Origin of the sequence: Hydrogenoanaerobacterium sp. (genome assembly GCF_032017025.1) — a bacterium.
Taxonomy (GTDB): Bacteria; Bacillota; Clostridia; order Oscillospirales; family Ruminococcaceae; genus Hydrogenoanaerobacterium.
In genome coordinates this window covers 1-24897 of record NZ_DALZQO010000007.1, presented here as the reverse complement: position 1 = coordinate 24897, position 24897 = coordinate 1, and the positions used below count along the sequence as shown (strand labels likewise).

The window sequence follows — 24897 nt, the reverse complement described above, 5'->3', positions numbered from 1 at the left end:
AAGAACTTATTGAACAGGCAGAAAATCGCGAAAAGTAAAAGCGAGAGGAATGTAAACAATGAAAGTAGTATTACTGGCTGGTGGTTTTGGCACCAGAATTAATGAAGAAAGTCATTTAAAGCCTAAGCCCATGATTGAAATCGATGGTCAGCCAATTATGTGGCATATCATGAAGTCCTATTCGCATTATGGAGTTAACGAGTTTATTATTTGTGCAGGATATAAACAGCATGTTATCAAAGAGTATTTTGCGGATTATTACCTCCACCGTTCGGATATAACCTTTGATTTCTGTAATGGAAATAGCCTGACTATACATAACAATGTTGCAGAGCCTTGGAAGGTGACTGTTGTAGACACCGGACTCAACACAATGACGGGAGGCCGTATTAAACGTGTTAAGGATTATATAGGTAATGAGCCATTTATGATGACATATGGAGACGGTGTATGTGACATTGATCTGGGCAAGTTATTAGAATTTCACAAGTCGCATGGGAAATTAGCAACGATGACAGCGGTGCAGCCCGGAGGACGTTTCGGTACTCTGGAAATTGAAAAAGATAATACCATTAGCCGTTTTGCGGAAAAGCATAAAGAAGATGGCGGTTGGATCAACGGTGGATTTATGGTATTAGAGCCGCAGGTTTTAGATTTTATTGCGGGAGATTCAACTGTATTTGAGCGGGAACCATTGGAAAGACTATCCGGCGAGGGGCAATTAGTTGCTTATCAGTACAATGGTTTCTGGCAGTGTATGGATACGCTGAGAGATAAGCAGTATCTAGAGGAGTTATTGGAAAAAGGAAAAGCTCCTTGGAAGGTGTGGAATCGATGATGGATTTTTCTTTTTATAAAGGCAAACGAGTTTTTGTCACTGGGCATACCGGATTTAAAGGAGCCTGGCTTTCACGGATTTTAGTAAATGCAGGTGCAATTGTTACGGGCTATTCTTTGCCCGCACCAACCGAACCTAATCTTTTTGACCTTGCTGAGCTTGAAGGAAAAATGACTTCTGTTATCGGCGATATTAGAGATTCTTCCGCGCTCAAAAAAGCATTTGATAATGCTAATCCGGAAATTGTTTTACATCTTGCGGCACAGCCTATTGTGCGAGATAGCTATAAAGATCCCGTTTATACTTATGAAACCAATGTGATGGGGACGGTTAATCTTCTGGAATGTGTCCGCTTAGCTAATTCTGTAAAAAGTATGTTAAATGTAACAACCGATAAGGTTTATAAAAATAACGAATGGGAATGGGGCTATCGAGAAAATGAACATCTAGATGGCTTTGACCCTTACTCCAATTCTAAATCTTGTTCGGAACTTGTGACCCATAGCTATGTGAATAGCTTTTTTGCAGAGAGTGGAGTGGCTGTCAGCACTGCTCGAGCGGGAAATGTCATTGGTGGCGGAGATTTTGCTAATGACCGAATTATCCCGGATTGTGTGCGAGCAGTTAAGAATAATGAGATTATTATTTTGCGTAATCCTCACTCCACTCGCCCTTATCAGCATGTATTAGAGCCGTTATTTGCGTACCTAATGATTGCTCAAAAGCAGTATGAGGACAAGAAGTACGCCAGTTGGTATAATGTTGGGCCGGACGAGTGCGATTGCGTTACTACTGGCAATTTGGTAGATCTTTTTTGCACTGCGTGGGGTCAAGGTGTAAGCTGGGAAAATCGATGGAGCGGTGGACCCCATGAGGCTAACTTCCTCAAATTAGATTGCTCGAAAATCAAATCAGTTTTTGGCTGGCAGCCTCGTTGGCACATTGCAGAGGCAATTGAAAAGACTTGTGAGTGGACAAAAGCATGGCTGAATGATCACGATATTCCCTTGATTATGGATCAGCAAATTGAAGAATATCGAGGTGAAATTTCCAAATGAAGACAGCGATAATTACAGGAGCTAATGGTTTTGTTGGTAGTGCAGTGATGAGAGAACTCCTTCAACATGACTATCAACTTTATGCATTAGATCGTGAAGGATGTAACAACAATATTCCTAATGATCCACGAGTTAAGTTTTTTCCTTGTGAACTATCTGATCTTTCTGCTCTTATAAAAAAAATCCCCTCTTTAGAAAGTGCTCTCTTTTTCCATTTTGCATGGGCAGGCAGTGCTGGCTCTGCTCGGGCAGATACAGCTTTACAGTTACAAAATGCCCAGTGGACGGTGGATGCACTACGAGTAGCAAAACAGCTCGGATGTAGTCGTTTTTTGTGTGCAGGTAGTATAATGGAACACGAAACGATAGCCGCCGCTTATACCCAGGGTAATCGTCCTGGATTGGCTTATATTTATGGAGGCGGTAAAGTAATTGCACATATTATGTGTGTGTCAGTAGCTGCTGACATAGGAATCGAACTTGTTTGGCCTGAGATTACAAATGCCTATGGAGTTGGAGAGCACAGTCCTCGTATGATCAATACTACAATTCAAAAGTGTTTGCGCGGAGAAGCTCCTCAATTTACCGCTGGAACGCAAAACTATGATTTTATTTATATAGACGATGTGGCTAGAGCTTTTCGTTTGATTGGAGAAAAAGGAAAACCTTTTCATGAGTATCTAATTGGCAGCTCTTCCGCTCGTCCCTTAAAAGAGTTTCTTTTAGAAATGCAGGCAGCTGTGGCACCAGAGCTACCATTTCATTTTGGTAATATTCCTTTTACAGGAACGAATCTTCCTTTATCACGATTTGATTGTTCAAATACTGAACACGATACTGGTTTTCGTGCCGAAATCAGTTTTGCTGAGGGTTGCCGTCGTACAATGGAATGGTGGAAATCACAGGAGGCATGTAAAAAATGATTCAGAAATTTGAGTTTCATACAACGGATATTTCAGGTTTGATGGAAGTTATACCATTTAATGCTGACGATGTTCGGGGTTGTTTTACAAAGGACTACTCCAAAGAAATTTTTGAAGCAAATGGGATTCCTTATAATCTAGAAGAAGTATTCTATACTACATCACACAAGGGAGTAATCCGAGCCCTGCATTTTCAGCATGTAAAGCAGCAGCCTAAGCTGGTGCGGTGTATTTGTGGTCATGTATATGATGTGGTGGTGGATCTTCGCAAGGACAGCCCTACATTTAAAAAGTGGCTCGCTTTTGACTTGGTAGGTGAAAGGCATAACCAGATTTTAGTACCTGCTGGTTGCGCCCACGGCTATCTTGTTTTGGAAAAATCGATTGTTTCTTATAAATGTGCCGAAAAGTTCTATGGTGAGTATGATGATGGCATCCTTTGGGATGACCCGGAAATTGGCGTTAAATGGCCTATTGAGCTGATTGGTGGTGCAGAGAATTTGATATTGGCGGATAAGGATAAAAATTTACAGACTTTTAAAGAGTTTGTACAAACATATGGAGGCTTTTAAAGAGTGCAAAAAAAAGTACTTGTGGTAGGATGTGGATTGTCAGGGGCAGTTGTTGCTAGGGAGTTAGCTGAAAAAGGATATCGGGTTACAATCTGGGAGCGTCGGGATCATATCGGAGGTAACATGTATGATTATAGGGATCATCATGGAATTCTGGTTCAGAAATATGGACCTCACACATTTCACACCAAAGAACGATATTTATATGATTATATGTGCCGCTATGCCGATTGGCAAGAATATAAATTAACCTGCGGCGCAGTTTGGGATGATACTTATACCCCTACTCCTTTTAATTTTACTACCATTGACACCTTCTATTCGAAAGAAGCCGCCGCACAATTGAAGGAAAAGCTGCTCCAAGCCTTTCCAGTGCAGTTGACCGCTACTGTAGTAGAGGTTTTACAGCACTCGGACCCGGACATCCGTGGCTATGCGGAATTTCTATTCCAAAACGATTACGCACCTTACACTGCAAAGCAATGGGGCATCTCCCCATCGGAGATTGATTCGAGTGTTCTGAAAAGGGTACCTTTGCGTTTTTCCTATGAGGAAGGGTATTTTGACGATCCGTATCAGGTAATGCCATCACACAGTTTTGAATACTTCTTTCAAAAATTACTGGATTGCCCCAATATCTCTGTTGAATTGGGGCGTGACGCGCTTCAATCTCTCGCCGTTTCTCCCGCTGGAACAGAATTGTTACATGATGGGCAATCACTTTCTATTCCTGTAGTTTATACAGGTGCGCTGGACGAGTTGTTTGGCTGCTGTCATGGTAGGCTTCCATACCGCTCTTTGCGGTTTGATTGGAAATATGAGGATCAGGAAAGCTTGCAAGCAGTCCCAGTAGTAGCATATCCCCAGATACAGGGTTATACGAGGATTACTGAGTATAAGAAGCTGCCGCCACAGGACGTCCAAGGCACTTCCTACACAGTGGAGTATCCGTTGCCCTATCACCCTGAGCAGGTTAATGAGCCATATTATCCGGTACTAACGGAAGAAAGTAAGCGGCAATATGAAACCTATCGGGCCATGGCTGCGCAAATTCCGAATCTAATTCTTTGCGGCAGGCTGGCGGACTTTGAGTATTATAATATGGATCAGGCACTAAAGAGAGCGCTGGAAGTGAGCCAAAGTATTGTAGCTTCGAATATGTTGCAATGATCCAATTTTAAACTTTTTACAGGGTCTTATTATCGGGATGAGATGCTGAAATGTTGTTCATATATTTCTCTAGAACTTGTGGCATAACATTATGTAAAGAGCATTTTTCAAGTGTATGAAACCAATCAATCTTACCCTGTGGTGAGATGGCATTTTTGATGAGTTTTTCCTGGAGTTCTTGTTCCGAATGGAATAAGAACTCTGTTTTATTTCCGACTAAATCAAGGTGACCTTTTGTATTACTTATTAGAACAGGAAGCTGGCAGGCCATTGCCTCCATAATATTAAAGGGCAGACCCTCTATTTTGCTAGAGGAAACGGCAGCGTCACAAAGTGGATAAATGTCTTGCATTTGTTTAACATATCCTAAAAAATGGATACGCTTCTCCATATGTAATTTTCTTACCAGCTTAGCGCATTGTTTTTGTAAAATACCACTACCAGCTAAAAGTAAATGTGCTTGAGGAATTTTTGAAGAAATTTTAGCAAAAGAATGAATCAATAGTTCATGATTTTTGCGTTTTGAAAACTCCGCGGCATAAATAAACAAAAATTCCGATGGGGAGAAACCTAATACTTGGCGGCCTTTGGCTCGTTTCTCTGGAGAAAAAGGCTGGAATCGAGAAGAGTCAAACCCTATGCCATTAATTAAGCAAAGCAGCTCTTTATAAAGATGATGTTTTTGGGCGATCTCTAAATCTTGCTGATTCATGACCATCAATACATCGGTAATTGGTGCACATATTTTTTCTGGCAACAGATAAACCCATTTTTTAAATCTATCATTTTCGTAAAAAAGAAAACCATGAGCAATGTAATACACTCTAGGGCGTTGTTCTTTTGGCAATGATAAAATAGCTAATCGTAAAACCGTGCTGGCAAGTGCGGTGTGAGTGCTGACCTTATCAAATTTTTCTTTTTTTAAAAAATTTCTCAGTTTAAATATAGAAATTATATTATAAAAGCTCAGTATGTTTTTTTTAAAAGGAATAGAGACCACATTCTTTGCATAAGGAATGCGGTCCTCGCTATTTGTCGCTACTGAGATTTCATACCCTTTTTCGCTGAGAGTTTTCATATATGGCAAATGAAAATTGTTAATATGTGATGCAGTAGAGGCACAAAAAAGTATTTTACCCATAGTAAAATCCTTGTATAATGAACAAGCACTATACAAATCCTTTCTTTTATATTTTATATATGATGGTCATCAAGCGGTTGCAAAAGTTAAAAGCACTGTTAGAACAATGCGCATAAATAGAGATGCTCGCCGAAATTCATCGCCGGAAAGTTTATTTTATAGCTTTAGTAAAAAATGCCCTTAGTTTAGCTAAAGAGGGATAAAACAAGCATCACAAAAAAATTAACTGAACTACCAATAAAGCCGCCTAAAGGTCACTAATTTCAAAGTCGTCGCTAACTTTTCTTGCTTCTAAATCTTGCTTTTGAATGTATTCTGAAAATTTCTCACCTGTTACATTTCCACTGCTAGCTACAAAATATCCTCTTGTCCATAGTTGCCTACGCCAATATTGCTTGTTTAATTCTTGATGAGATTCCCTTGAGATATTGTAACAATCTGCCTGTAGATATACTTTTTCACCTCTTGTCTAGTGCTCCACAAGAGACTTGTTTAAACCTGCAGTAGGCTTAACCTAAAGGTTTCGCCTGAAGGCAAAGGTTTTAAACCCATAATTCAGACAAAAAGGATAAAACTTGAACGTTTTATGAAATGGGATTTTACAGCACATCCAATTTTAAATGAATCACAACAATACCTATAAAAATTATACCACCAAATATAGGAACTATCAAGAAAGAGGCATGGCAAGAATTTTTATATGCAGGAACATTTTGTCTATACGATGCCGTTAAAGGGAGGATTTAATGAAACTAAAGACAAGGCGAAGCATTAATTTCAATGATTAAGGGTGCAGGTTGCTAAAGCTTTTCATCTTTACTTCTTATTCTACAGAAATAAGCGCTGTAGCGCCCTGTAAGCAAGGTTTACCCTTTATAATGGGTTATACTTGACTCTCTTGGTAAAACAGACTACAGGTCATTAGTTGTTCATCTAGCTCGATTTAATGTTAAGGAATAGGTGGATTTGATTGACCCAAGAGTCATTATTGATGAAGAATTAATTAAAAATGCGGGCTTAGAAGTATTCGTAAATTTTCATTTTAGAAGAATACTTAATATTAATTGAAATATGTTTGGACTTTCTGCAATAGTTGCAGATTCTTTTGAAAGAATTCTTTAATCTTCGCAGGTTGAGCACCAAAAAATGCTCGACTCGATGGATGATTTTTAACTTTTGGGGTTAACGCTAGTATAGTTTATACTTAGTCATAGTATTTTCCGGTAACGTCAACTATGTCTATTTTGATGACAGCAGTACCCTTTATCATATTTTCTGGCAAGGGCTTGTCCGTGAGATGTGGCGTGTATTTTCCAACAATTCCATTAAGAATTCTCTTTTTCTGCTCTAAACCTTCAAGCAACACCGCTGTTCCCATCATAATTATACTTTGATATTTAGTGTTGGTATCACAGGGCTTACATCTGGGTCAAGTAATAAACCACCCATTTCGTATACGGTCATACTCACGTTGGAATTTGCTTTAATATTGTCAATCTTTTGCCCTTTTGGCAATCCGTGAATATAAATTGCGTTATCAAGATATAGAAAATGAATGGGTGTAACATAAGGGGAGCCATTGGTGTTTAGTGTTGCAAGGCAACCTGTTTGTGTTTGAGAAAGTAAATTGTTCACCTGCTCTTTGGTCAACCGGTGCGTTTTCATTCTGTGCTGCAAATCATTTCCTCCGCTCATTATCTGTCTATTTGTCCTACGGTTAGATATTATTATACATAATTTACAATATGGAAGCAAAGCAAATCCTGCTTGTAGTTTAAGCGGAACAGTTTTTATAATTGCTAATTATAAAATTGTCTTATAGAATATGGTTAAACTCAAAAATCAATCAATTTAACAAGGGTTGGACTTTGTATGGGATAGTGACTCCCGTGATTGGAAAGACCCGCCCGCCGATGAGATGACAAAGAAGATGGTAGGCGGCGTGCAAAACGGCAGTATTACGCTGTTTCATGTGGGAAAGAAGAATACGGTGCAGGCCTTACCGAAAATTATTGTGCGGCTTAAGGACAAAGGCTACCGTTTTAAGACTGTTGGGGAGATTATCTACTATGACAATTTTAATATAGACGTGCAGGGGAGGCAGCATAAAAAATAACGTCAGGGTAGTCTCGCGCTCCAACTATGCAAACACCATAATAATGTGCAGCATCGCTCTGCCCATCGGGGTGGAGGTATCGAACTTCTCGTTGATTGAGATAAACTCCACATTGTGCTTTTGCAGTATGTTCCAGATCTGCCCAAAATCCGATATTGAACGGCTGAACCGGTCAAGCCGGTATACAACCACCTTGCTGATTTTGCCCGCGATAATGTCCTCCATCATCCGTTCAAAGTCGGGGCGGTTTGTGTTCTTTCCACTGTATCCCTTATCCGCATAAACGGTGTATTCACTATGGCACTCACGCGTACAAAGCTCAATCTGCCCCTCTATCGACAGGCTATCTTTTTTTCTACGATTGTCTGGTATAGATGGCATCCAATCAAAGTCCTCCTTTTTCAAAAGAGTAATGGCAGACTGCCTTGATAAAGCAGCCTGCCATGAAAATGCCAAACGTTAAGCAGAGGGCCTTTCGTCCCGCCTCTGCCGAGTTGAAAACGGATTTACAAAACGCATATAAGACGGCTTTGTGGTAAACCGTCGGCGTGGCTCGGGCTTGTAAAATTGTGTGCAGAGTTGTGTGTAAACCGGGTTTAGTTCCTCAATACGGCACTCGGGGCTGCTGTAAGGCGGTATGGTGTGGGTTACCTACATTTCGCCATCTCCTCTACTGGTAAAATGTATGTCACAGGTGTTTGAAAAATGTCTGTTGGTGTACTTTTGGCTACATCCAGAAAGAATCTCGTCCACTTTGTTCGGTGCCTTTTATCTCATCCAGAAGATACTCGAGGGAGGGTGGATCGCAGAGCAGCTCCTCGATTTCGCCCTCGGTGTAGCCATACCCGAGCAGCAGGTCAATATCAGCTTCCAATACTCCTATATTGCCAGCAAACTCATAAAGCACGCAAGTCAGGGTTAACTTATCGTACTTGCTTTTCTTCATCCCCAGCTTTGCCAATGCTTTTTGCAAAATGTCATCGGTGGAGGCGTAAAGATAGTAGCCTTGGTTCGGGTAATGATAAAGCGCTAACGGACTGTCACCTTTGATAAAATAGAGACTGCTCTGCTCATCCAGCACCGTAAACGTAAAAGAGCCCTCGACTTCCTCCGCCATGTTACCAAGGCTTTGGAAAGTGAGGGCTTTGTTTTGTTCCAACAACTGCACGGCAATATAGCTGTCCGTTTCAATCTCCGTTTTGGATAGATTGTGCTGCCGTCTTAGCGGCCTGTCGTTCCATATCACGCCGTTATGCGCAAGGGCAAATTCTCTGCCTCCGATATAACCGCGAAACGGATGGTTGTTGGCAATGTTTTTTGCGTTGCCCTGTGTTGCCATCCGCGTATGCCCCATAATGATATGTACGTCAGCGGGGAACGAAAAGCTCATTTTGTGAGCGGGCAGGGGAGCTTTGCGAATTTGCAGTTTGCCCTGTGATACATAGGCAAAGCCGGTCGCATCGGTTCCCCGCACCTCACATTCTTTGGATAGTACTTTTAAAATCCGACTCTTCTGCCGTTGGTTGAGGTAGCCCTCATAGTCGATGATTCCAAACAGACTGCACACTATTCATCCTCCTCGCTTTCCACAGGTTCGTTGATATACAGCCGGCGTTCTTTGAGATAGGCGATGAGCTCGGAATATTTGTGAACATCCAACTGCTCGACAAATTCACACCACGATAAAGCCGCAAGCTGCTCGTCCGACAATAAAAAAGCCACCTCACAAATCTCGTTGACGAGCTGCAAGGTGGCGATGAGAGTATTGTATTTGAGTGTGCCGCGAAAGATTCGAAACTCGATGGTTGCGTAGTTGGTGATATTGACGCAGGCGTACCTGCCGGAATAGCCCTCTTTTGCGTGCGCCAGAATCGCTTTGGGGTTGTTTTTGTAACCATAACGGGCTGCCCAGCGCTTCACCTGATGTGCTGTTCTTCGGCTGAACCGCAACAATTCCTCCCAAAAGCGCTCCACAAAAAACAGTACGCGGCTGATGCAGTCCTCCTGAGTTTCAATTTGCGTACCAAAGCAATTTCGGTTGACGTGGATATGAAGCCCTCAGGTGATAGCCTTATGTGAAGAATAACCGAGCTCCAATGCGTGAGCCAAAATTTGCTGCCAGGGCATCTTGTTTTGATGAAAATCCAACGCCATCGGGTGAGTGACAATTTCCATACCATCGTCTAAGGAGCCATCCGACTTGATGTAGATGTAACTGCCTTGACGATTGCCGATATCCAGCAGTGCCTGAGCCTTTTGGTCATCTTTTCCGCCGTTATCAATTTCAAGCTCTACGCCGAAGCAGCAGGAACCATCGCCGTAGAATATCGGCTCAGGCTTATAGGAATATTCTTGAATGGCGTCGCTGCGATGATTCTCGTAACAGTGACCGCAATAGGGTCTGTCCTCGTCATCCGTATAGTGCGCTTCTCGGTTGGGCAGCAAACAATCACAGTCATCACAACGACTAAAGCCGCAACTCTTTATTTTGATGATATGAGTAAAACAGCAGCGTCTAAGGTGTTTGATAAAGCCAATGACGATGGTTCTTTGGGAAAAGGCGTAGCATATCAGATTGGTTATCTTCCATCAGACATTAGAATGCGAATTGAAGAACTTTTTAAAACAGGAGATATTAAAACAATTTTATGTACAAGCACGTTAGTAGAAGGGGTAAATCTTCCAGCAGATAATCTTTTCATAACCAGTTATAAAAACGGACGCTCTAATATGACCCCTGTTGATTTCAGGAATCTTATAGGTCGCGTCGGACGGATAGAATATAATCTGTATGGCAATGCCATATTGGTGAAAGCTGATGAAAGGACAAATAATGATAAATTTGAAGAATTATTAAAAAAGGAAGTTCCAGAACAAAAATTATCGTTAGCTTCAGAGCTTAAAAAATGCAAAAGCAAAAGATTATAGAAAGCTTAATTGCAGGTAATATTGAATTACTACGATATCCCAATAATCAGTCTACGGATAATTATGCCCTAATGTGACGGTTTGCTATAATACTGTTGCAGGATATTTTATCTTCCAATGATAAGAGCTTTGTTCTCAATGAGTTCTCATCTTTTCTGGATGATGAAATAATATCTCAAATCACAACCGTCTTTAGTTCAAAGCCGAAAACAAATGATGATATTAACATATCAGTTGATCAAATAGAGATTTTGACAACTGCGATAGCCAAAGGGCTAAAGTATCCTGATTTTAGCCCTGATGGTAAGTTTGACTATAATACCATGCTTCAGTTTCTCGAAAAGCTATGTGGAATTTTTAAATGGGAAATTTATGAGAAATTCACATTAGGGTATCGAACACAGCAATCTCAACGACTTGGTAAATTGAGATGGTACACGGTTATTGTCGGATGAGAGTGTTCGCAGAGCAGCACTGCAGCATTATCCGGAGTATTATCTTACTAATTATTTTAAATATTTTCCGAAACAGGAAATAACGGGTATGCTTGATGACCCATATTTTGTGGATCATCGCTTGAGCAGTATCCCGAATATTGTCTAACAAGTTACTGTGAACATTTTACAGAAAGAGAGATTGAGCAGTATGCGGGTGAATACCTGAAAGAGCAAAAGCAGTTATTCGAGGCGGAGCAAACATCCGAGCAGTCAACTGTAGGTGGGCGATAATTCTCTTCTACAGCAGATGTGGTATCAACCACCTGCATTTTCTATTACGGCGCAGGATTAGTACATACCATAATGGTTTTTCTGGATTTGTTTTTTCTTTCACTATCACAGCTGTAATTGTTGATTTAACTTGACTGTTTTAGTTGCATAACCTTATCACAGAATTCGGTGTTAGCAACGGCGTTATTACCCCAAGGGTTATGGGGCTCCAAAATACACCAATTATGTGCCTTTTGTAACATATTGAAAGTTTGAAATTGATTTACTGTCAAAACAACCAAAAAAATATTTGAGGTTGAGTTTTAATTGACATTATTGATTGTAAAGACTATAATGAAATCAACCAATTAGGATATTGGATCCAATATCCTAATTGCACAATTAAGAATGACAAATAGAAAATGGAGGAAAGAAAAAGAAATGAAAAAGGTACTGGTAGTATTGCTCACCGTAGCGATGACCCTTTCAATGTTCGCATCTTGCTCCACCCCCGAAAAACCCAGCGAATCTGCGGCGCCTGCGTCCTCAACGCCTGCAGCAAGCTCAGAAGTTTCCTCAGCACTGGCCGCACCGGTAGCGGACGGCGAGGTTACGCTTCCCACCAAAGGCATCGGCACCCAAATCAGCACTGAGGTAAAGGCCAAAGAAAAATACACCATCGCCTGCATTGTCAAAAACTCTACCAACCCTTACATGGTAGGCTGTTTGAACGGAGTTGAAAAAGCCGCAGCGGATATGGGCTTTGAAGCGATCGTGATGGCGCCTTCCACCAACGACTCAGTGGAAGAGCAGGTTAAGATTATGGAAGACCTGATCCAGAAAGGTGTAGACGGCTTCGTGCTTGTTCCGGTTGACACCAACGGCATTATGCCGGGCGTGCGCAAAGCAATGGAAAAGAACATCCCGGTTGCAACCATCGGCACACCTGCCGCTGTCGACACATTCTTGAGAACAGGTGTAGATTATACTGAAACTGGTCGTGTAATCGGCAAAGCAGTTGCAGAAAAGATTGGCGGAAAAGGTGAAGTGATCATCCTCGAGGGGCCTCCGGGTGCGCAGAACGCACAGGAAAGGCTTGCAGGCATCAAAGAAGCCATGTCGGCTTTCCCCGATATCAAAATTGTTGCATCTCAAACCGCGAACTTTAAAAGAACCGAGGGTATGCAGGTTGCGGAGAATCTGCTACAAAAATACAAAACCGTAAACGCCATTATTGGCTGCAACGATGAAATGGCAATCGGTGCGGTTCAGGCAATTAAGGCGGCGGGCCTTGAAGGCAAAGTAGTTGTAGCCGGTTTCGACGGCAACCAGGACGGTAGCTCGGCAATTAAAGATGGCAGCCTGTACATTTCGTACAATACCGACCCATTCGGCTCTTCTTACCTTGCGGCAACTTATATTGCCCAGTTTTTGAACGACGGCACAATGCCTCAGAAGTACTTTACTCCGTTTCCGTCCGAAAAGGACAACCCGCTGATTACCGGCGAAAACGTTGACGACTACAGATCAAACATTGCATGGTGGAATGAAGTAAAATAGCTTACTCTTATCAGCCGGGTGGGGTAAGGCGGCTCCGCCCGGCAGAAAAATAACGACTCCTCACGAATACCTGGAGGTGAATTGATGGACACCATTCTAAGCGCACATAGCATATCCAAGTACTTCCCCGGGGTAAAAGCACTGGATGGCATCGACTTCAATTTGAGGGCTGGCGAGGTACATATCCTCGTGGGCGAAAACGGCGCGGGCAAAAGCACCCTCGCAAAATGTTTTTTAGGCGCCTACATACCGGAAGAGGGGGAAATCATCTTCCAAGGCGAAAAAGTCCATTTCAATTGCGCGAAAGACGCGCTGGAAAAAGGAATTGCGGCAGTGTATCAGGAATTTACGCTCGTTCCTTACCTAAACGTAGCACAGAATATTTTTCTAAATCGCGAATACAAAACAAAACTGGGCCTAATCGATTCTAAAAGGATGGAGAAGGAAGCCTGCGAGCTGCTAGGGACGCTTAACTGCGATTATATCAATGTGAAATTGGTAGTGAAAAAGCTTTCCGTGGCCGAGCAGCAGATGGTTGAAATTGCAAAAGCACTCTCCTTCCGGCCTAAGGTGATGGTCTTTGACGAGCCGACCGCTACCCTGTCCGAACGCGAGATATCCTCGTTGTTTGAGCAGATTCATAAGCTGAAGGCTGCCGGAATTGGTATTATATATGTTTCTCACAGAATGCAAGAATTTGCGAGAATCGGTGACCGTATCACGATCTTACGTGATGGTAAAAAGATTGAGACCGTTGGTATCAACGAAAAAACCAGCGAAGAGCTGGTTAATATGATGGTCGGGCGCGACATCTCGCAGGTTTACCAAAGGTCGGATAACAAGCGAGAGGGCACTGCGCTTGAAACCCGCAACCTCTGCGATAGAGTAGGGCGCGTTAAAAATGTCAGCATCCATGTCAAAAAGGGTGAGATTGTGGGACTGGCGGGGCTGGTTGGCGCAGGTAGAACAGAGCTTGCCAAGCTGATTTTTGGCATCGACCCCATTGCCTCAGGTACGCTTCTGGTTCAAGAGGAAGAGCTTAAGGGCAAAGTTACCCCCATTCGCATGGTTCGTAATAAGGTTGGGCTTGTGTGTGAAGACCGCAAACGCCTGGGGCTTGCACTCAAAGATTCCATTGCATGGAACATTGTGGCGGTAAGCCTGAAAAAGTTCTTCCCCAGCCTGTTCATCAACCATAAAAAAATGTACGACATTTGTGTAGACTACAAAAAGCAGCTGCGTATTGCGGCACCCGATGTCTACAAGGCATGCCGCTTTCTCAGCGGCGGCAATCAGCAAAAGGTTGTTTTGGCAAAGTGGCTCAGCAACGAACCCGATATTCTTATTTTTGATGAACCGACACGCGGCATTGATGTAGGCGCGAAAATGGAAATTTACGCGCTGATGGACAAGCTGGCGGTTGAGGGTAAGGCCATTTTGATGATTTCCTCCGAGCTACCTGAAGTAATCGGTATGAGCGACCGTATCTACGTGATGTACGACGGGCAGATTATCAACGAATGCCGCAGAGGCAACGGCGATTTTAACGCCGAAGCAATCGGAGCTATGATGCTGGGTGTAGGAGGTGTTGCAAGTGGAAAGTAGCATAAAAACGGTAAAGCCAACCTTAGCTACGAGGATTAAAAATCTTCCTCCCGTTGTGTGGATGCTTTTGGTGCTGGTCACGGTATTCAGCATTACCACACCCAACTACTTTGCACTGAGCAACCTCAGAAATATTTTGGTGCAGTCGGTTGCACTCATGATTCTCGCATTCGCACAAACGCTGATTGTTCTGACGCAGGGAACCGACCTTTCTCTGGGCGCACAGGTGAGTTTGGTTACGGTGCTGTGGGTGTTTCTTGCCAAGGCGGGGGTTAACATTTACCTATCTGCCGTTATGGCGGTAGCTGCAACCGTTTTAGTGGGTGTCATCAACGGCTTGCTGGTTGCAAAGGGTAAAATTCCGCCTTTCATTGCAACGTTTGGCATGCAGAATATCCTAGGTAGCATTTCGCTGCTGCTCACGGCGGGTTCATCCATTTATTTCTCACACTATATCTTCCGTTTTGTCACAGAAACGGTCATACTTTTCATTCCGTTGCCCGTATGGATTGCCGCGGCCATGTTTGGCCTAACCTGGGTTTTACTTTACCGCACCAAGTTTGGCATAAATATCTTCGGCCTAGGCGGCAACCAGGAGGCATTGACGCTTGCAGGTGTCAATACAGTCAAATGCTACGTAAAAACCTACGCCTATGCCGGCTTTTTGGCGGGCATCTGTGGGCTGCTCACCGCCTGCCGTGTGGAATCGGGGCAACCGATTGTCGGCACAGGCTGGGAGTTTGAAGCCGTGGCGGCAACCCTGCTCGGCGGCACCTCGCTGCGTGAAGGTAAGGGCGGTATAGCAGGTACAATCTCGGGTGTTTTACTACTGACTGTTTTACGCAACGGGCTCAATGTATCGGGCGTATCGGCAATGTACCAAAACGCAATCATCGGTATTATCGTACTGCTGGCAATTGTAATTGATGCAATGGTACGCCGTATGAGAAATGATTAGGGGGGAAAAGGATGAATAAAGTATGGAAACAGGTAAAAAGCTCAAGATCCTTTTTCAGTTTTATCGGCCTGATCGGGTTGATTCTGGTATCCTCACTGGTATCGGCCGATTTTAGAACCTTTGACAATATCATTACCGTTCTGCGCCAGGCAAGCACCCTGCTGATTTTAAGCACCGGCTTGACAGCAGTGCTCATCACCGGCGGTATGGACTTGTCGGTTGGCGCCACGGCGGCGTTTATTGGGTGTGTATGTGCTCAGTTTTTAAAAATGGGCGTACCCACAGCGCTAATTTTACCCATCGGCCTTGCAATTGGGGCTGCAGTGGGGCTGGTCAACGGTTTTCTTGTTTCAATGGTTGGGCTGCCGTCCTTTGTTGCTACCTACGCCACCAACTGGGTGGTAAAGGGGCTTTCCATTATAGTTATGAGCGGTTCGGTGATTTTTGGGCTGCCCGATGGCTTTACATGGTTCGGTACAGGATATGTAGGCCCCGTACCGGTAATTGTAATTATTGCTCTGCTTGTGGTGGCGCTTGCCTACATATTGCTTCAAAAGACGACCTGGGGGCGCGATATCTATTCCTACGGCTCTAACCCCGAGGCTGCTCGATATTCCGCAATCAATGTCAACAAAACGGTGTTTGGCGCGTTTATGCTCTGCTCTATGTCGGCGGCAGTCGGCGGGCTTCTGATGACTGCGCGGCTGAATGCGGCCGAAGCCGCAATGGGCGACGCTTACGGTCTGCAAACGGTAGCCGCAGTGGTAATTGGCGGAACCTCTATGCTGGGCGGCGAGGGCGGCGTAGCCGGTACGGTAATTGGTGCAATTTTGCTGACGGTAATCGTAAATATTATGAACCTGCTGGGAATATCTTCTTCAGCGCAGCCGATGGTGGTTGGTGTTGTAATTATCACTATGGTGTTGATTGACTCAATCTCCCGCTCCAAAGGGGAAAAAGTAAAGAAAAAGACAGCCACTGCTTAAGGAGGTACACTCATGAATTCACGCGAAAGAGTAATAGCGGTACTCGGCGGGCAAAAGCCCGATACCGTGCCGATTTTTCCAAAGATTGCCTTTGCCAACACCATAGTCTGTGATGACATGCGGGTAATCGATTATATGACAGACCCTGAATGCATGGCAAAGGCCTGCATTACCGCCTACCGTACCTTTGGATGGGACGGTGTTGCGCTACATACCGATATTGCCAGCGAAGGTATGGCGCTGGGCAGCGAATACCATCGCCCCGAAAACGCTCCGTCTGAAATTAAGCACTATCTGATGGAAACGATAGAAGATTTCGAGCGGGTAGAGGTGCCCAACCCAAGAACTACCGAGCCAATGAGAACCGTCATTCGTGCGACGGAACTGGTAAAGCAGCAGATTGGTCAGGAAGCGTATATCATCGCCTGGACCAACGGCCCATTGAATGTAGCGAGCCAGGTTGTGCCGCTAAACGAGCTGCTAATCGGTCTGCTCACCGACTCTGACACGGTGCATCAGCTGTTGCAGCGCTGTACCGATGTTTCCATTGCGTACGCCAAGGAACTGATTGCGGCAGGTGCCGACGGAATTGCCTACGGTCATGCCACTGCGTCCTCTACCGTGATATCGCGTGCGCACTACGAAGAATTTGCCCTACCCTACGAAAAGCAGCTGGTTGGGGCCATCCAAGAGTGCGGCGCAAAAGCGATTACGCACATTTGCGGCAATATTGAGCCGATTGTAGATCTCATTAGCCAAAACGGCGCCGATGTCATCGATTTTGACCATGTCTGCGACATCAACCAGCTGATGACGAAAACCTCACCCGAAAAAATATTCCGAGGCAACCTCGACCCCACCCTGCTGGCATTTGGCACAACCGGCGAGATACGGCAGAAGGTAAAGGAATTGCTGGAAAAAGCCGGAGATACAGGTAGACTCCTTTTGGGTTCAGGCTGTGAGATAGCTCTGAACACCCCCCAAAAAAACCTGCATGCCTTTGTAAGTGCGGGCAGGGACTACGGCAAAATTGAATAAACCTATTTACAATTTTTTTATTTATATTGTAAAAATCAAAGGAAGAGGAATGATTATATGTCAAACTTAACGATCAGGCCGCTCAATACCGGCTTTGTGCCCACTAATCCGTTTCAATACCATTATCATCACTCGGCAGCACCGTTTTTAAAGGATGTACCCAACGAAAAGGTTGCGCTTCCTGTGCTTACCTACCTGGTAGAGGGCGGTGAAAAGCTGCTGCTGGTTGATACCGGTATGGCTTGGACCGAGAGAGCAAACGAGTACCATCATCCGGGTTCATGGCAGGACCCCGGGCAGGATATTGAGAGTATGCTTGCGTCGGCAGGCTATAAATGCTCGGATGTTGATATTGTGGTGTTTACCCACCTTCACTGGGATCATGTGTTCTATGCTGAAAAATTTATCAATGCCACCTTCATCGCCCATAAAAGAGAGTGGGATTTTGCTAACAACCCAATACCGCTGTACTACAAATCCTACGAGGCTCCCATTCTGGGCGTAAAATCGCCCGTTGCAGATCTTGAGATGAAAACAGTTGAGGGCGAAACCGAAATTATGCCCGGCGTGCGCGTATTTGAATCTTTTGGGCATTCTCCGGGGCATATGTCTGTCGAGGTGGATTGCGCGGACGGCGACAGCTACATCTGCGTCGGCGATTCCATCTTTGTGCTCGGTAACCTGAACCCCGTCCCTGAGATGCACTACGACATTACACCTCCCGGACGCTTCTACAACATTGTGGAAAGCTGGAAGAGCATCGCTTACCAGAAAGCAAGAGCCAAGGATGCAGACCACCTGCTGCTCTGCCACGATGAAACCATGCTGGATCGTATCAAAGAAAATCCAATCATCGGTGCGGCAAAATAACTTTATAAGGAGGGTCATGGGGAGACTGTGACCTTGCGATACACGGCTGCGAAGGCAGGTTTACCCGACTGCCTTCGCAGAAAGTGTATATCGTACGCTTTGTCTCTCCGTTATGCCTATGAAAACGATAGCAGTCATTGCCAGTTGCGATACCAAGTACAAGGAGGTTGCTTATATCAGAGAGTGTCTAAAAAAAGCAGAAGTTAAGGCACTTGTGGTTGATATGGCAATTGGATTTGGCAGGTCTTACGAAGCGGATATCTCAAGAGAAGAGGTCGTACAAAGCGTTGGCTTTAAGTGGGACGAGGTGAAAGACCGCACCAAGGGTGAGTTGATGATACTCATCACTGATGCAGTGAAGGCGACGGTACTGGGGCTTTACAAAGAGCAGAAAATAGACGGTGTACTCTCGGTTGGCGGGGTGCAGAACACCACCGTGGCAACCTCTGCTATGAAGCTGTTGCCCATCGGGTTCCCCAAGGTGATGGCGACCACCATTGCCTGCGGGCAAAAGCCGTTTGGCCCGGTGGTGGGGGATAAGGACATTGTGGTGATACCTTCGATCTCTGATTTTACGGGGCTCAACAGCATTACACGCACCGTCATAGCCAACGCCTGTGCCTGTGCATGCGGCTTGGTACAATACGCGGGCAGGCCGCTGCAAAAGGGTGACAAGCCGGTGGTGGGAATTACGTTAATGGGCGTTACCAATACGGGGGTGTGCGCAGCGGTGGAGGAGCTGGAACGCATCGGTATTGAAGCAATTGGATTCCATTCCACAGGAGTAGGCGGCGCTATTATGGAACAGCTCGCACAGGGAGGAATTCTCGACGGAATTCTCGACCTCACCACCCATGAGATCACTTCGGAATATTTTGGGGGAGGTTTCTCATACGGCACGGCGCAGCGTCTGATTAAACCCATCGAGCAAGGCGTACCAATGGTGGTCTCGACCGGTGGGCTGGATTTTATAGATTTTGCGAAATCCGAGTTCCCCCCGAGGATGGAGGAGCGCGTTTACAATATGCACAACGCCACGCTGGCGCACATTAAAATTCTGCCGGATGAAGCGGCTGAAATCGGCAAGCTATTCGCTCAGAGGCTCAATCGGGCGAGTGAGGGCGTCAAGCTTATTATTCCCACCAACGGAATGCGCAAGAACACCAAGCCCGGCGAAAACCTCTACTATAAAGAAGTAGATGATGTTCTGATCAAAACGATTACAGAGAATGTGAACGAAAATGTGCATGTTGAGATAATAGAGGGAAATCTGAACGAGGAAGACTGGGGTGTTCGTGCGGCGCATGCCATGGTGGACGAACTAAAACGAAGAGGCAGGCTTGACCAAAGCTACGTTTACTAGGAGGAGTATTATGCTAGGCTATTTTTCTTACCCGTACGACCGACCGGAGCACCTCAGCGGGGACTATATCATTGCAACCTATCTTATCTACGGCACCGACTACATCACAATCTTAAACAAGGCGGGCGGCTTTGCAGTAGGGCAAACCATTGGCACCTGGGTTGCGGTGCCCGGCATTTCAGCCAATATGGTGGAGCGCTATCAGGGTAGAATTATTTCGCTGGAAGCGGTGCCCTGTGCTGATGCCTCAGAGCAGACGGTATTTGTGCTGCGGCTTGCATTTCCGCAGGCAAATTTTGCGGGCAGCTTTACTATGATGATGACCGCGCTGGTGGGTAACGACGTTTCTACCGCGCTGCGCACCAAGCTGGTAAATCTTGAATTGTGCGGCAATGCTGCAGGCGCTTTTGCGGGCCCCAAGCAGGGAATTGACGAACTGCGCAAACTGACGGGCGTGTACGACCGCCCATTGGTGCTCAATATGATCAAGCCCTGCACGGGTTTTACACCAACCGAGGGTGCCAAGCTGTTTTATGAGGTTGCCAAAGGCGGCGTTGACCTCATAAAAGATGACGAGCTGCTGGGTTCGCCCTGCTACAACCCGGTCGTACAGCGGGTCGCAGCCTACAACAAGGCTACCGACAGCGCCTATGAGCTCACCGGAAAGCGCACAGTATATATGCCCAACATTTCGGGTTCGCCAAAGCAAATGCGGGAAAACGCGAAAGCGGCGATTGACGCAGGTGCGAGGGCATGCCTTGTAAACTTTGTGTTCGGCGGGTTGGATTTGCTTGCCGAAATCTGTGAGGAGTTTGGCGACAGGCTGTTTATTATGGCGCATTATGCGGGCGTTGGGGTAATGAACTGGGCGCAGGGAGGTGTTGCAAACCCTGTCTTCATTGGGCTTTTGCCGCGTTTGGCGGGCGCCCATGCGGTAATGACCATGTACCCCAACCGTAGCGACCCCGAAGCGATGTTCGACTTTTACAAAACAGTACAGGCACAAAACCTCCCCTTAGCGGGCCTCAGGCCGGTCGTCACCACCGTAGGAGGCGGGGTTACTCCAATTAACCAGGCAGGTGTACAACAAGACTTGGGCAAGGATATCATTATCGGCATTGGCGGGGCGATACAAGGGCACCCCATGGGCACGGCAGTGGGCGCACAAACCGCTATGGCGGCAGTAAACGCGACGGCGCAGGGTGTACCTCTGGAGACCGCGGCGAAAACCTGCGAAGGGCTGCAAGCTGCTTTGCAATTTTGGAAGTAGAATATAGACCAAGAAGAAAGGGAGTTTTTTATGAAAACAATTGTAATTGGCTGTGACAATGCGGCGGTGGCAATGAAAGAAATGCTGGTTTCTTTTTTAGAGAGCAAGGGCGTCGCTGTTGAAAACATGGGATGCGATTCACCGGAAGACCCCACCATGTACCCTAATGTTGCAAAAAAAGTCTGTGATAAAATTATAGAAAGCGGCTATACCAAGCGCGGCATTCTGGTGTGTGGCACCGGCATTGGCATGGCGATGACTGCAAACAAATTCAAAGGTATCCGCGCCGCGGTTTGCCACGACAGTTTTTCCGCTGAGCGCTCAATCCTCAGCAACAATGGCAATGTGTTGTGTATGGGCGAGCGCGTTATCGGCCATGAGCTTGCAAAAAAAATTGTGGGCGAGTGGATTACGCTTAAGTTTAAGGATGGCAGTTCCACCCCAAAGGTAGAGGAAATGGTTAAAATTGAAAGCGAAAACTTCAAATAAGCAGGGGAGACGATATAATGGCGCGCTTGGATAAAATCTACCTTGGAACCAATACGAAAATGTACAAAACCATTGCGGATACTGTAGATTATTTGATGGGACTCAACGCCTTTACCGCAGAAGTTCCGCGCAGCCGGCTCGAGCTATTTGTAATCCCGTCGTTTACCACACTGGACGCCGCGCGCAGGTGTATCCCTGCGGTTAAAATCAGTCTTGGTGCGCAGAACATGGGTTGGGAGGATGAGGGCCAGTTTACCGGTGAAATTTCTCCGCTGATGCTGAAAGAGGTCGGCGTTAAAATTGTTGAAATCGGGCACAGCGAGCGCAGGCATGTGTTGGGCGAAACCGACCTGCAAGAGAATAAAAAGGTGCTGTGTGCACTGCGCCATGGCTTTACCCCCCTTCTTTGCATCGGTGAAACCGCAGAGCAAAAGGAGCTGGGTGTCTCCGACGAAATTCTTTGTATGCAGCTCAAAATAGGGCTGCACGGCGTTATCCCCGAGCAGGCGAAAAATTTGTGGGTCGCTTATGAGCCGGTGTGGGCCATTGGGGTAAACGGCGTGCCCGCCACCAAAGAATACGCCGACGAAAAGCATGCCGTTATCCGGCAAACTCTGGTTGAGTTGTTCGGCTATGAAGTCGGCTCTGATATTCCGATATTATACGGTGGCAGTGTGAACCGCGACAATGCCGAAGAGCTGATTCAAATGCCCAACATCGACGGGCTGTTTATCGGAAGAAGCGCATGGAATGCAGCCAGCTTCAGCGAGATTATTCAAGCTGTCATGCCGCTATTTTTTGCTCGTAAAAAATCATTTAAGTCGCTTATATAAATAAAGTGAAATTGAGGGGGATTTAGGATGTCGGATTTATTAAAGCTGAAAGAAGAGCTGGTGCTTGCGTGCAAAAGAGCCTACCGCAGGGGGATTCAGACAGGTAGCGGAGGCAACGTGAGCGCCCGCGTACCGGATGAGAATTTGATGATTGTAAAGGCAAGCGGAAGCTCGTTTGAAGACAGCACCGCTGACGGCTTTGTCATCACTGATTTTGACGGCAACCTGGTAGAGGGGGACGGCAAGCCAACCCGCGAGGCACTGCTGCATGGTTACATCTACCGCATTTGCCCTCATGTGGGCGCAGTGGTGCATGTGCATTCGCCTTATGCAATCGGCTGGGCATCCACCCGTAAAGCATTGCCGCGTGTGACCTGGCACGCCAAGCTCAAAATGTGCGCGGATATCCCTACGCTGGATATCCCCTCACCTATGGTCCGGATAGAGGATTTTCCCATGGTAAAAGAAATATTCGATGAAAGCCCCGAGCTGCCCGCGTTTCTGCTGGCGGACCACGGCGTTGTGGCTGTCGCCAAAGACCCAATCAGCGCTGAGCATACCGCAGAGCTGGTTGAAGAAACGGCACAGGTAGCCTATTTGGAATTGATTGCAAAAAAGTTTGGATTATAATATAATAGTCAATAAATGCTAGATGATGTTATATTTTACATGTAACCACCGGATGAAGCAGGAATTCATAACAGATGGAGAGCAGGATCATGGAGAATGAATCTTTAAAAATTCAACACCAGCGTTTGCCCGACCTGGTAATGGAACAGCTGATGGACTGGATTATGGACGGTAAAATCCATATGGGACAAAAGCTAAACACGGAAGAGCTTGCGCAGCAGCTCGGCGTAAGCCGCATGCCGGTGCGCGAGGCGCTGAAAAACCTGGAAAAGCTGGGCATTGCCGAGTCGGTGCCCTATGCGGGGGCGCGGGTGGTTAAGTTGACAAAAAGTGATGTACGCCAAATTTACATTATGCGTAAGGCGCTTGAGCCTGTTGCGGGCTTTTATGCCTGTCAGAACATCACTGACCAACAAATTGCCGAAGTTGAAGAGATTCAGAACCGGTTTGAGCAGGTTATGAGTGTAGAAAAACCTAGCGCAAAACAAATCTATATCCATAATCGTGAGTTTCATTTTGCCATTTATAACATCAGTGGACTGGATAGACTATGTGAAATGATTAAGATGCTATGGGATAATTTGGCATTTTACAAATTGATTTATGGACTAACCTATGTCGATGATAAAGTGGAGGCGTCGCGTATGATTTCAGAGCATCGTGGATACATTGACGCTTTGCGCGTAAAAAAACCCGAGGAGCTGCAAAAGCGGCTGACTGTTAGCCTTGAACGCCATGAGGTGGACGTGCCCTATAAGGTTTCAAGCTACATCGATGATTGCATTGATGAGTAGCCGCATAGCATTACCAATGAAATAGGAGGTTTCCCTCATTGTCAAAAAACATGTTAATCGGCCAGTCGGGCGGGCCCACCGTCGCGATTAATGCATCTCTTGCAGGTGCCATTAAGCGCGCCATGAAGTGCGAACAGATTGGTGAGATTTACGGTACCCTCAACGGGCTTGAAGGCGTACTGAAGCAAAACATTATTGACTTGCGCAAGAATTTGCGCAGCGTTGAAGATTTTCAGATGCTTCAGGCAACCCCCGCAATGGCGCTTGGATCCTGTCGCTTTAAGCTGCCGGAGGAGCCAAACGAGGTTTACGAGCAAATTTTGGAGATATTTCACCGCTATGAGATTGGTTATTTTTTCTACATAGGCGGCAACGATTCGATGGATACTGTGAAGAAGCTTTCCGCCTACTTTACATTGCTAGGTGAGGATATCAAATGCGTCGGCATACCCAAAACCATCGACAACGACCTGCCTTGTACCGACCACACCCCAGGCTTTGGTTCAGCGGCAAAATACATTGCCACCAGCGTTGCCGAAATTGCGTGTGACAGCGCAGTATATGACGTAGCTTCCGTTACAATTGTAGAGATCATGGGCAGAAATGCGGGTTGGCTCACAGCCGCCTCGGCACTTGCACGCAGGGGTGACTGCACGGCGCCGCATCTCATTTATCTGCCTGAGGTTGTATTTGACCCTGAAGCTTTTCTGTTAAAATTGCAGGAGCTGGGCAAAACGGTAAAGAACATTATCGTTGCGGTTTCTGAGGGTGTACGCCTTGCAAACGGCGAGTATGTCACAAGCACGCAGAGCGGGCTTACCGACGCATTCGGTCACCGTTATCTTGCGGGTGTGGGCAAATACCTCGAAGATTTGGTACGTGCACGACTGGGCTGCAAGGTACGCTCGGTCGAGCTGAATGTGCTGCAGCGGGCGGCGTCTCATCTCTACTCCGGTACTGACATCAAGGAGGCAAACCGTATCGGGGCAGAGGCAGTACAGTATGCCGTTGAGGGCAAAACCGGCGTTATGGTCATCTGCAAACGGTT

27 protein-coding genes and 1 pseudogene are annotated in these 24897 nt (G+C 45.8%); 20 read left to right on the top strand and 8 right to left on the bottom strand.

Annotation, left to right across the window (positions count from 1 at the left end; translation table 11 throughout):
- Positions 1-58 precede the first annotated feature (58 nt).
- Genes rfbF through glf form a run of 5 tightly spaced genes read left to right on the top strand, consistent with a single transcriptional unit; the run spans position 59 to position 4561 of the window.
- Positions 59-838: a glucose-1-phosphate cytidylyltransferase gene (gene rfbF / locus RTV33_RS05935; protein ID WP_312642515.1), complete on the top strand. Its 780-nt coding sequence runs from the start codon at positions 59-61 to the stop codon at positions 836-838.
- Complete coding sequence (gene rfbG / locus RTV33_RS05930) at positions 835-1896, top strand: CDP-glucose 4,6-dehydratase (protein ID WP_312642514.1); 1062 nt, start codon at positions 835-837, stop codon at positions 1894-1896. Before rfbF ends, rfbG begins: the two co-directional genes overlap by 4 nt.
- Entirely contained in the window at positions 1893-2819 is a 927-nt protein-coding gene (locus RTV33_RS05925) for an NAD(P)-dependent oxidoreductase (protein ID WP_312642513.1), read from the top strand. Before rfbG ends, RTV33_RS05925 begins: the two co-directional genes overlap by 4 nt.
- Positions 2816-3391, top strand: coding sequence for a dTDP-4-dehydrorhamnose 3,5-epimerase (gene rfbC, locus RTV33_RS05920; RefSeq protein ID WP_312642512.1), 576 nt, complete (start codon positions 2816-2818; stop codon positions 3389-3391). Before RTV33_RS05925 ends, rfbC begins: the two co-directional genes overlap by 4 nt.
- A gap of 3 nt (positions 3392-3394) precedes the next feature.
- The gene (gene glf, locus RTV33_RS05915; protein WP_312642511.1) at positions 3395-4561 is read left to right on the top strand and encodes a UDP-galactopyranose mutase; all 1167 of its coding nucleotides are present in this window, start codon (positions 3395-3397) and stop codon (positions 4559-4561) included.
- Between the two features lie 16 nt (positions 4562-4577).
- Here glf and RTV33_RS05910 read toward each other — a convergent pair whose 3' ends face one another.
- From RTV33_RS05910 to RTV33_RS05895, 4 genes are all read right to left on the bottom strand, one after another.
- Positions 4578-5702: a glycosyltransferase gene (locus RTV33_RS05910; protein ID WP_312642509.1), complete on the bottom strand. Its 1125-nt coding sequence runs from the start codon at positions 5700-5702 to the stop codon at positions 4578-4580.
- 247 nt (positions 5703-5949) lie between these two features.
- The gene (locus RTV33_RS05905; protein WP_312642672.1) at positions 5950-6129 is read right to left on the bottom strand and encodes a transposase; all 180 of its coding nucleotides are present in this window, start codon (positions 6127-6129) and stop codon (positions 5950-5952) included.
- Positions 6130-6906: 777 nt separating this feature from the next.
- A complete protein-coding gene (locus tag RTV33_RS05900) occupies positions 6907-7083 on the bottom strand; it encodes a hypothetical protein (RefSeq protein WP_312642507.1) in 177 nt (58 codons plus the stop codon).
- A gap of 2 nt (positions 7084-7085) precedes the next feature.
- The gene (locus RTV33_RS05895) at positions 7086-7379 is read right to left on the bottom strand and encodes a pyridoxamine 5'-phosphate oxidase family protein (protein ID WP_312642506.1); all 294 of its coding nucleotides are present in this window, start codon (positions 7377-7379) and stop codon (positions 7086-7088) included.
- 184 nt (positions 7380-7563) lie between these two features.
- On the opposite strand from RTV33_RS05895, the gene RTV33_RS05890 reads away from it, so the two are divergent.
- Positions 7564-7818, top strand: a complete 255-nt coding sequence (locus RTV33_RS05890; RefSeq protein WP_312642505.1) for a hypothetical protein — start codon at positions 7564-7566, stop codon at positions 7816-7818.
- A 27-nt stretch (positions 7819-7845) separates the two neighbouring features.
- Here RTV33_RS05890 and RTV33_RS05885 read toward each other — a convergent pair.
- The 4 genes and pseudogenes from RTV33_RS05885 to RTV33_RS05870 form a co-directional block, all read right to left on the bottom strand.
- A pseudogene (locus RTV33_RS05885) lies at positions 7846-8203 on the bottom strand (recombinase family protein); the annotation flags it as partial.
- 342 nt (positions 8204-8545) lie between these two features.
- Positions 8546-9385 (bottom strand): class II glutamine amidotransferase, encoded by an 840-nt coding sequence (locus tag RTV33_RS05880; RefSeq protein WP_312642504.1) that lies wholly within the window; start codon positions 9383-9385, stop codon positions 8546-8548.
- Entirely contained in the window at positions 9385-9768 is a 384-nt protein-coding gene (locus RTV33_RS05875; RefSeq protein WP_312642503.1) for a hypothetical protein, read from the bottom strand. The genes RTV33_RS05880 and RTV33_RS05875 overlap by 1 nt, the downstream gene beginning before the upstream one ends.
- A 108-nt stretch (positions 9769-9876) precedes the next feature.
- Positions 9877-10263 (bottom strand): hypothetical protein, encoded by a 387-nt coding sequence (locus RTV33_RS05870; protein WP_312642501.1) that lies wholly within the window; start codon positions 10261-10263, stop codon positions 9877-9879.
- On the opposite strand from RTV33_RS05870, the gene RTV33_RS05865 reads away from it, so the two are divergent.
- From RTV33_RS05865 to RTV33_RS05800, 14 genes are all read left to right on the top strand, one after another.
- A complete protein-coding gene (locus RTV33_RS05865; RefSeq protein ID WP_312642499.1) occupies positions 10189-10746 on the top strand; it encodes a helicase-related protein in 558 nt (185 codons plus the stop codon). The two genes, RTV33_RS05870 and RTV33_RS05865, sit on opposite strands and share 75 nt — an antisense overlap.
- Positions 10747-11894: 1148 nt before the next feature.
- Positions 11895-13013: a sugar ABC transporter substrate-binding protein gene (locus tag RTV33_RS05860; RefSeq protein ID WP_312642497.1), complete on the top strand. Its 1119-nt coding sequence runs from the start codon at positions 11895-11897 to the stop codon at positions 13011-13013.
- Positions 13014-13097: 84 nt separating this feature from the next.
- Positions 13098-14618, top strand: a complete 1521-nt coding sequence (locus tag RTV33_RS05855; RefSeq protein ID WP_312642495.1) for a sugar ABC transporter ATP-binding protein — start codon at positions 13098-13100, stop codon at positions 14616-14618.
- Entirely contained in the window at positions 14608-15576 is a 969-nt protein-coding gene (locus RTV33_RS05850; RefSeq protein WP_312642493.1) for an ABC transporter permease, read from the top strand. Before RTV33_RS05855 ends, RTV33_RS05850 begins: the two co-directional genes overlap by 11 nt.
- 11 nt (positions 15577-15587) lie before the next feature.
- The gene (locus tag RTV33_RS05845; protein WP_312642491.1) at positions 15588-16562 is read left to right on the top strand and encodes an ABC transporter permease; all 975 of its coding nucleotides are present in this window, start codon (positions 15588-15590) and stop codon (positions 16560-16562) included.
- A gap of 12 nt (positions 16563-16574) precedes the next feature.
- Positions 16575-17600: a uroporphyrinogen decarboxylase family protein gene (locus tag RTV33_RS05840; protein WP_312642489.1), complete on the top strand. Its 1026-nt coding sequence runs from the start codon at positions 16575-16577 to the stop codon at positions 17598-17600.
- A 57-nt stretch (positions 17601-17657) separates the two neighbouring features.
- On the top strand, positions 17658-18470 hold the full coding sequence (locus tag RTV33_RS05835; RefSeq protein WP_312642487.1) for an N-acyl homoserine lactonase family protein: 813 nt from the start codon (positions 17658-17660) through the stop codon (positions 18468-18470).
- A 118-nt stretch (positions 18471-18588) separates the two neighbouring features.
- Positions 18589-19833, top strand: coding sequence for a Tm-1-like ATP-binding domain-containing protein (locus tag RTV33_RS05830; protein WP_312642485.1), 1245 nt, complete (start codon positions 18589-18591; stop codon positions 19831-19833).
- Between the two features lie 10 nt (positions 19834-19843).
- On the top strand, positions 19844-21103 hold the full coding sequence (locus tag RTV33_RS05825) for a RuBisCO large subunit C-terminal-like domain-containing protein (RefSeq protein WP_312642483.1): 1260 nt from the start codon (positions 19844-19846) through the stop codon (positions 21101-21103).
- A gap of 30 nt (positions 21104-21133) precedes the next feature.
- Positions 21134-21592 carry a ribose 5-phosphate isomerase B gene (gene rpiB, locus RTV33_RS05820; RefSeq protein WP_312642482.1) on the top strand — a complete coding sequence of 153 codons (459 nt, stop codon included), beginning with the start codon at positions 21134-21136 and terminating at the stop codon, positions 21590-21592.
- A 17-nt stretch (positions 21593-21609) separates the two neighbouring features.
- Positions 21610-22425, top strand: coding sequence for a triose-phosphate isomerase (locus tag RTV33_RS05815; RefSeq protein ID WP_312642480.1), 816 nt, complete (start codon positions 21610-21612; stop codon positions 22423-22425).
- A gap of 27 nt (positions 22426-22452) precedes the next feature.
- Complete coding sequence (locus RTV33_RS05810) at positions 22453-23055, top strand: class II aldolase/adducin family protein (protein WP_312642478.1); 603 nt, start codon at positions 22453-22455, stop codon at positions 23053-23055.
- Between the two features lie 89 nt (positions 23056-23144).
- The gene (locus RTV33_RS05805) at positions 23145-23849 is read left to right on the top strand and encodes a GntR family transcriptional regulator (RefSeq protein ID WP_312642476.1); all 705 of its coding nucleotides are present in this window, start codon (positions 23145-23147) and stop codon (positions 23847-23849) included.
- A 38-nt stretch (positions 23850-23887) separates the two neighbouring features.
- On the top strand, positions 23888-24897 hold a 1010-nt coding region (locus RTV33_RS05800), incomplete at its 3' end, for a diphosphate--fructose-6-phosphate 1-phosphotransferase (RefSeq protein ID WP_312642474.1).

What these genes read in the sequence shown, in the direction of transcription:
- rfbF (WP_312642515.1), top strand. Translation starts at nt 59, where the DNA reads ATGAAAGTAGTATTACTGGCTGGTGGTTTTGGCACCAGAATTAATGAA.
- rfbG (WP_312642514.1), top strand. Translation starts at nt 835, where the DNA reads ATGATGGATTTTTCTTTTTATAAAGGCAAACGAGTTTTTGTCACTGGG.
- RTV33_RS05925 (WP_312642513.1), top strand. Translation starts at nt 1,893, where the DNA reads ATGAAGACAGCGATAATTACAGGAGCTAATGGTTTTGTTGGTAGTGCA.
- rfbC (WP_312642512.1), top strand. Translation starts at nt 2,816, where the DNA reads ATGATTCAGAAATTTGAGTTTCATACAACGGATATTTCAGGTTTGATG.
- RTV33_RS05910 (WP_312642509.1), bottom strand. Translation starts at nt 5,702, where the DNA reads ATGGGTAAAATACTTTTTTGTGCCTCTACTGCATCACATATTAACAAT.
- RTV33_RS05900 (WP_312642507.1), bottom strand. Translation starts at nt 7,083, where the DNA reads ATGATGGGAACAGCGGTGTTGCTTGAAGGTTTAGAGCAGAAAAAGAGA.
- RTV33_RS05865 (WP_312642499.1), top strand. Translation starts at nt 10,189, where the DNA reads ATGATTCTCGTAACAGTGACCGCAATAGGGTCTGTCCTCGTCATCCGT.
- RTV33_RS05860 (WP_312642497.1), top strand. Translation starts at nt 11,895, where the DNA reads ATGAAAAAGGTACTGGTAGTATTGCTCACCGTAGCGATGACCCTTTCA.
- RTV33_RS05855 (WP_312642495.1), top strand. Translation starts at nt 13,098, where the DNA reads ATGGACACCATTCTAAGCGCACATAGCATATCCAAGTACTTCCCCGGG.
- RTV33_RS05845 (WP_312642491.1), top strand. Translation starts at nt 15,588, where the DNA reads ATGAATAAAGTATGGAAACAGGTAAAAAGCTCAAGATCCTTTTTCAGT.
- RTV33_RS05840 (WP_312642489.1), top strand. Translation starts at nt 16,575, where the DNA reads ATGAATTCACGCGAAAGAGTAATAGCGGTACTCGGCGGGCAAAAGCCC.
- RTV33_RS05835 (WP_312642487.1), top strand. Translation starts at nt 17,658, where the DNA reads ATGTCAAACTTAACGATCAGGCCGCTCAATACCGGCTTTGTGCCCACT.
- RTV33_RS05830 (WP_312642485.1), top strand. Translation starts at nt 18,589, where the DNA reads ATGAAAACGATAGCAGTCATTGCCAGTTGCGATACCAAGTACAAGGAG.
- RTV33_RS05825 (WP_312642483.1), top strand. Translation starts at nt 19,844, where the DNA reads ATGCTAGGCTATTTTTCTTACCCGTACGACCGACCGGAGCACCTCAGC.
- rpiB (WP_312642482.1), top strand. Translation starts at nt 21,134, where the DNA reads ATGAAAACAATTGTAATTGGCTGTGACAATGCGGCGGTGGCAATGAAA.
- RTV33_RS05815 (WP_312642480.1), top strand. Translation starts at nt 21,610, where the DNA reads ATGGCGCGCTTGGATAAAATCTACCTTGGAACCAATACGAAAATGTAC.
- RTV33_RS05810 (WP_312642478.1), top strand. Translation starts at nt 22,453, where the DNA reads ATGTCGGATTTATTAAAGCTGAAAGAAGAGCTGGTGCTTGCGTGCAAA.
- RTV33_RS05805 (WP_312642476.1), top strand. Translation starts at nt 23,145, where the DNA reads ATGGAGAATGAATCTTTAAAAATTCAACACCAGCGTTTGCCCGACCTG.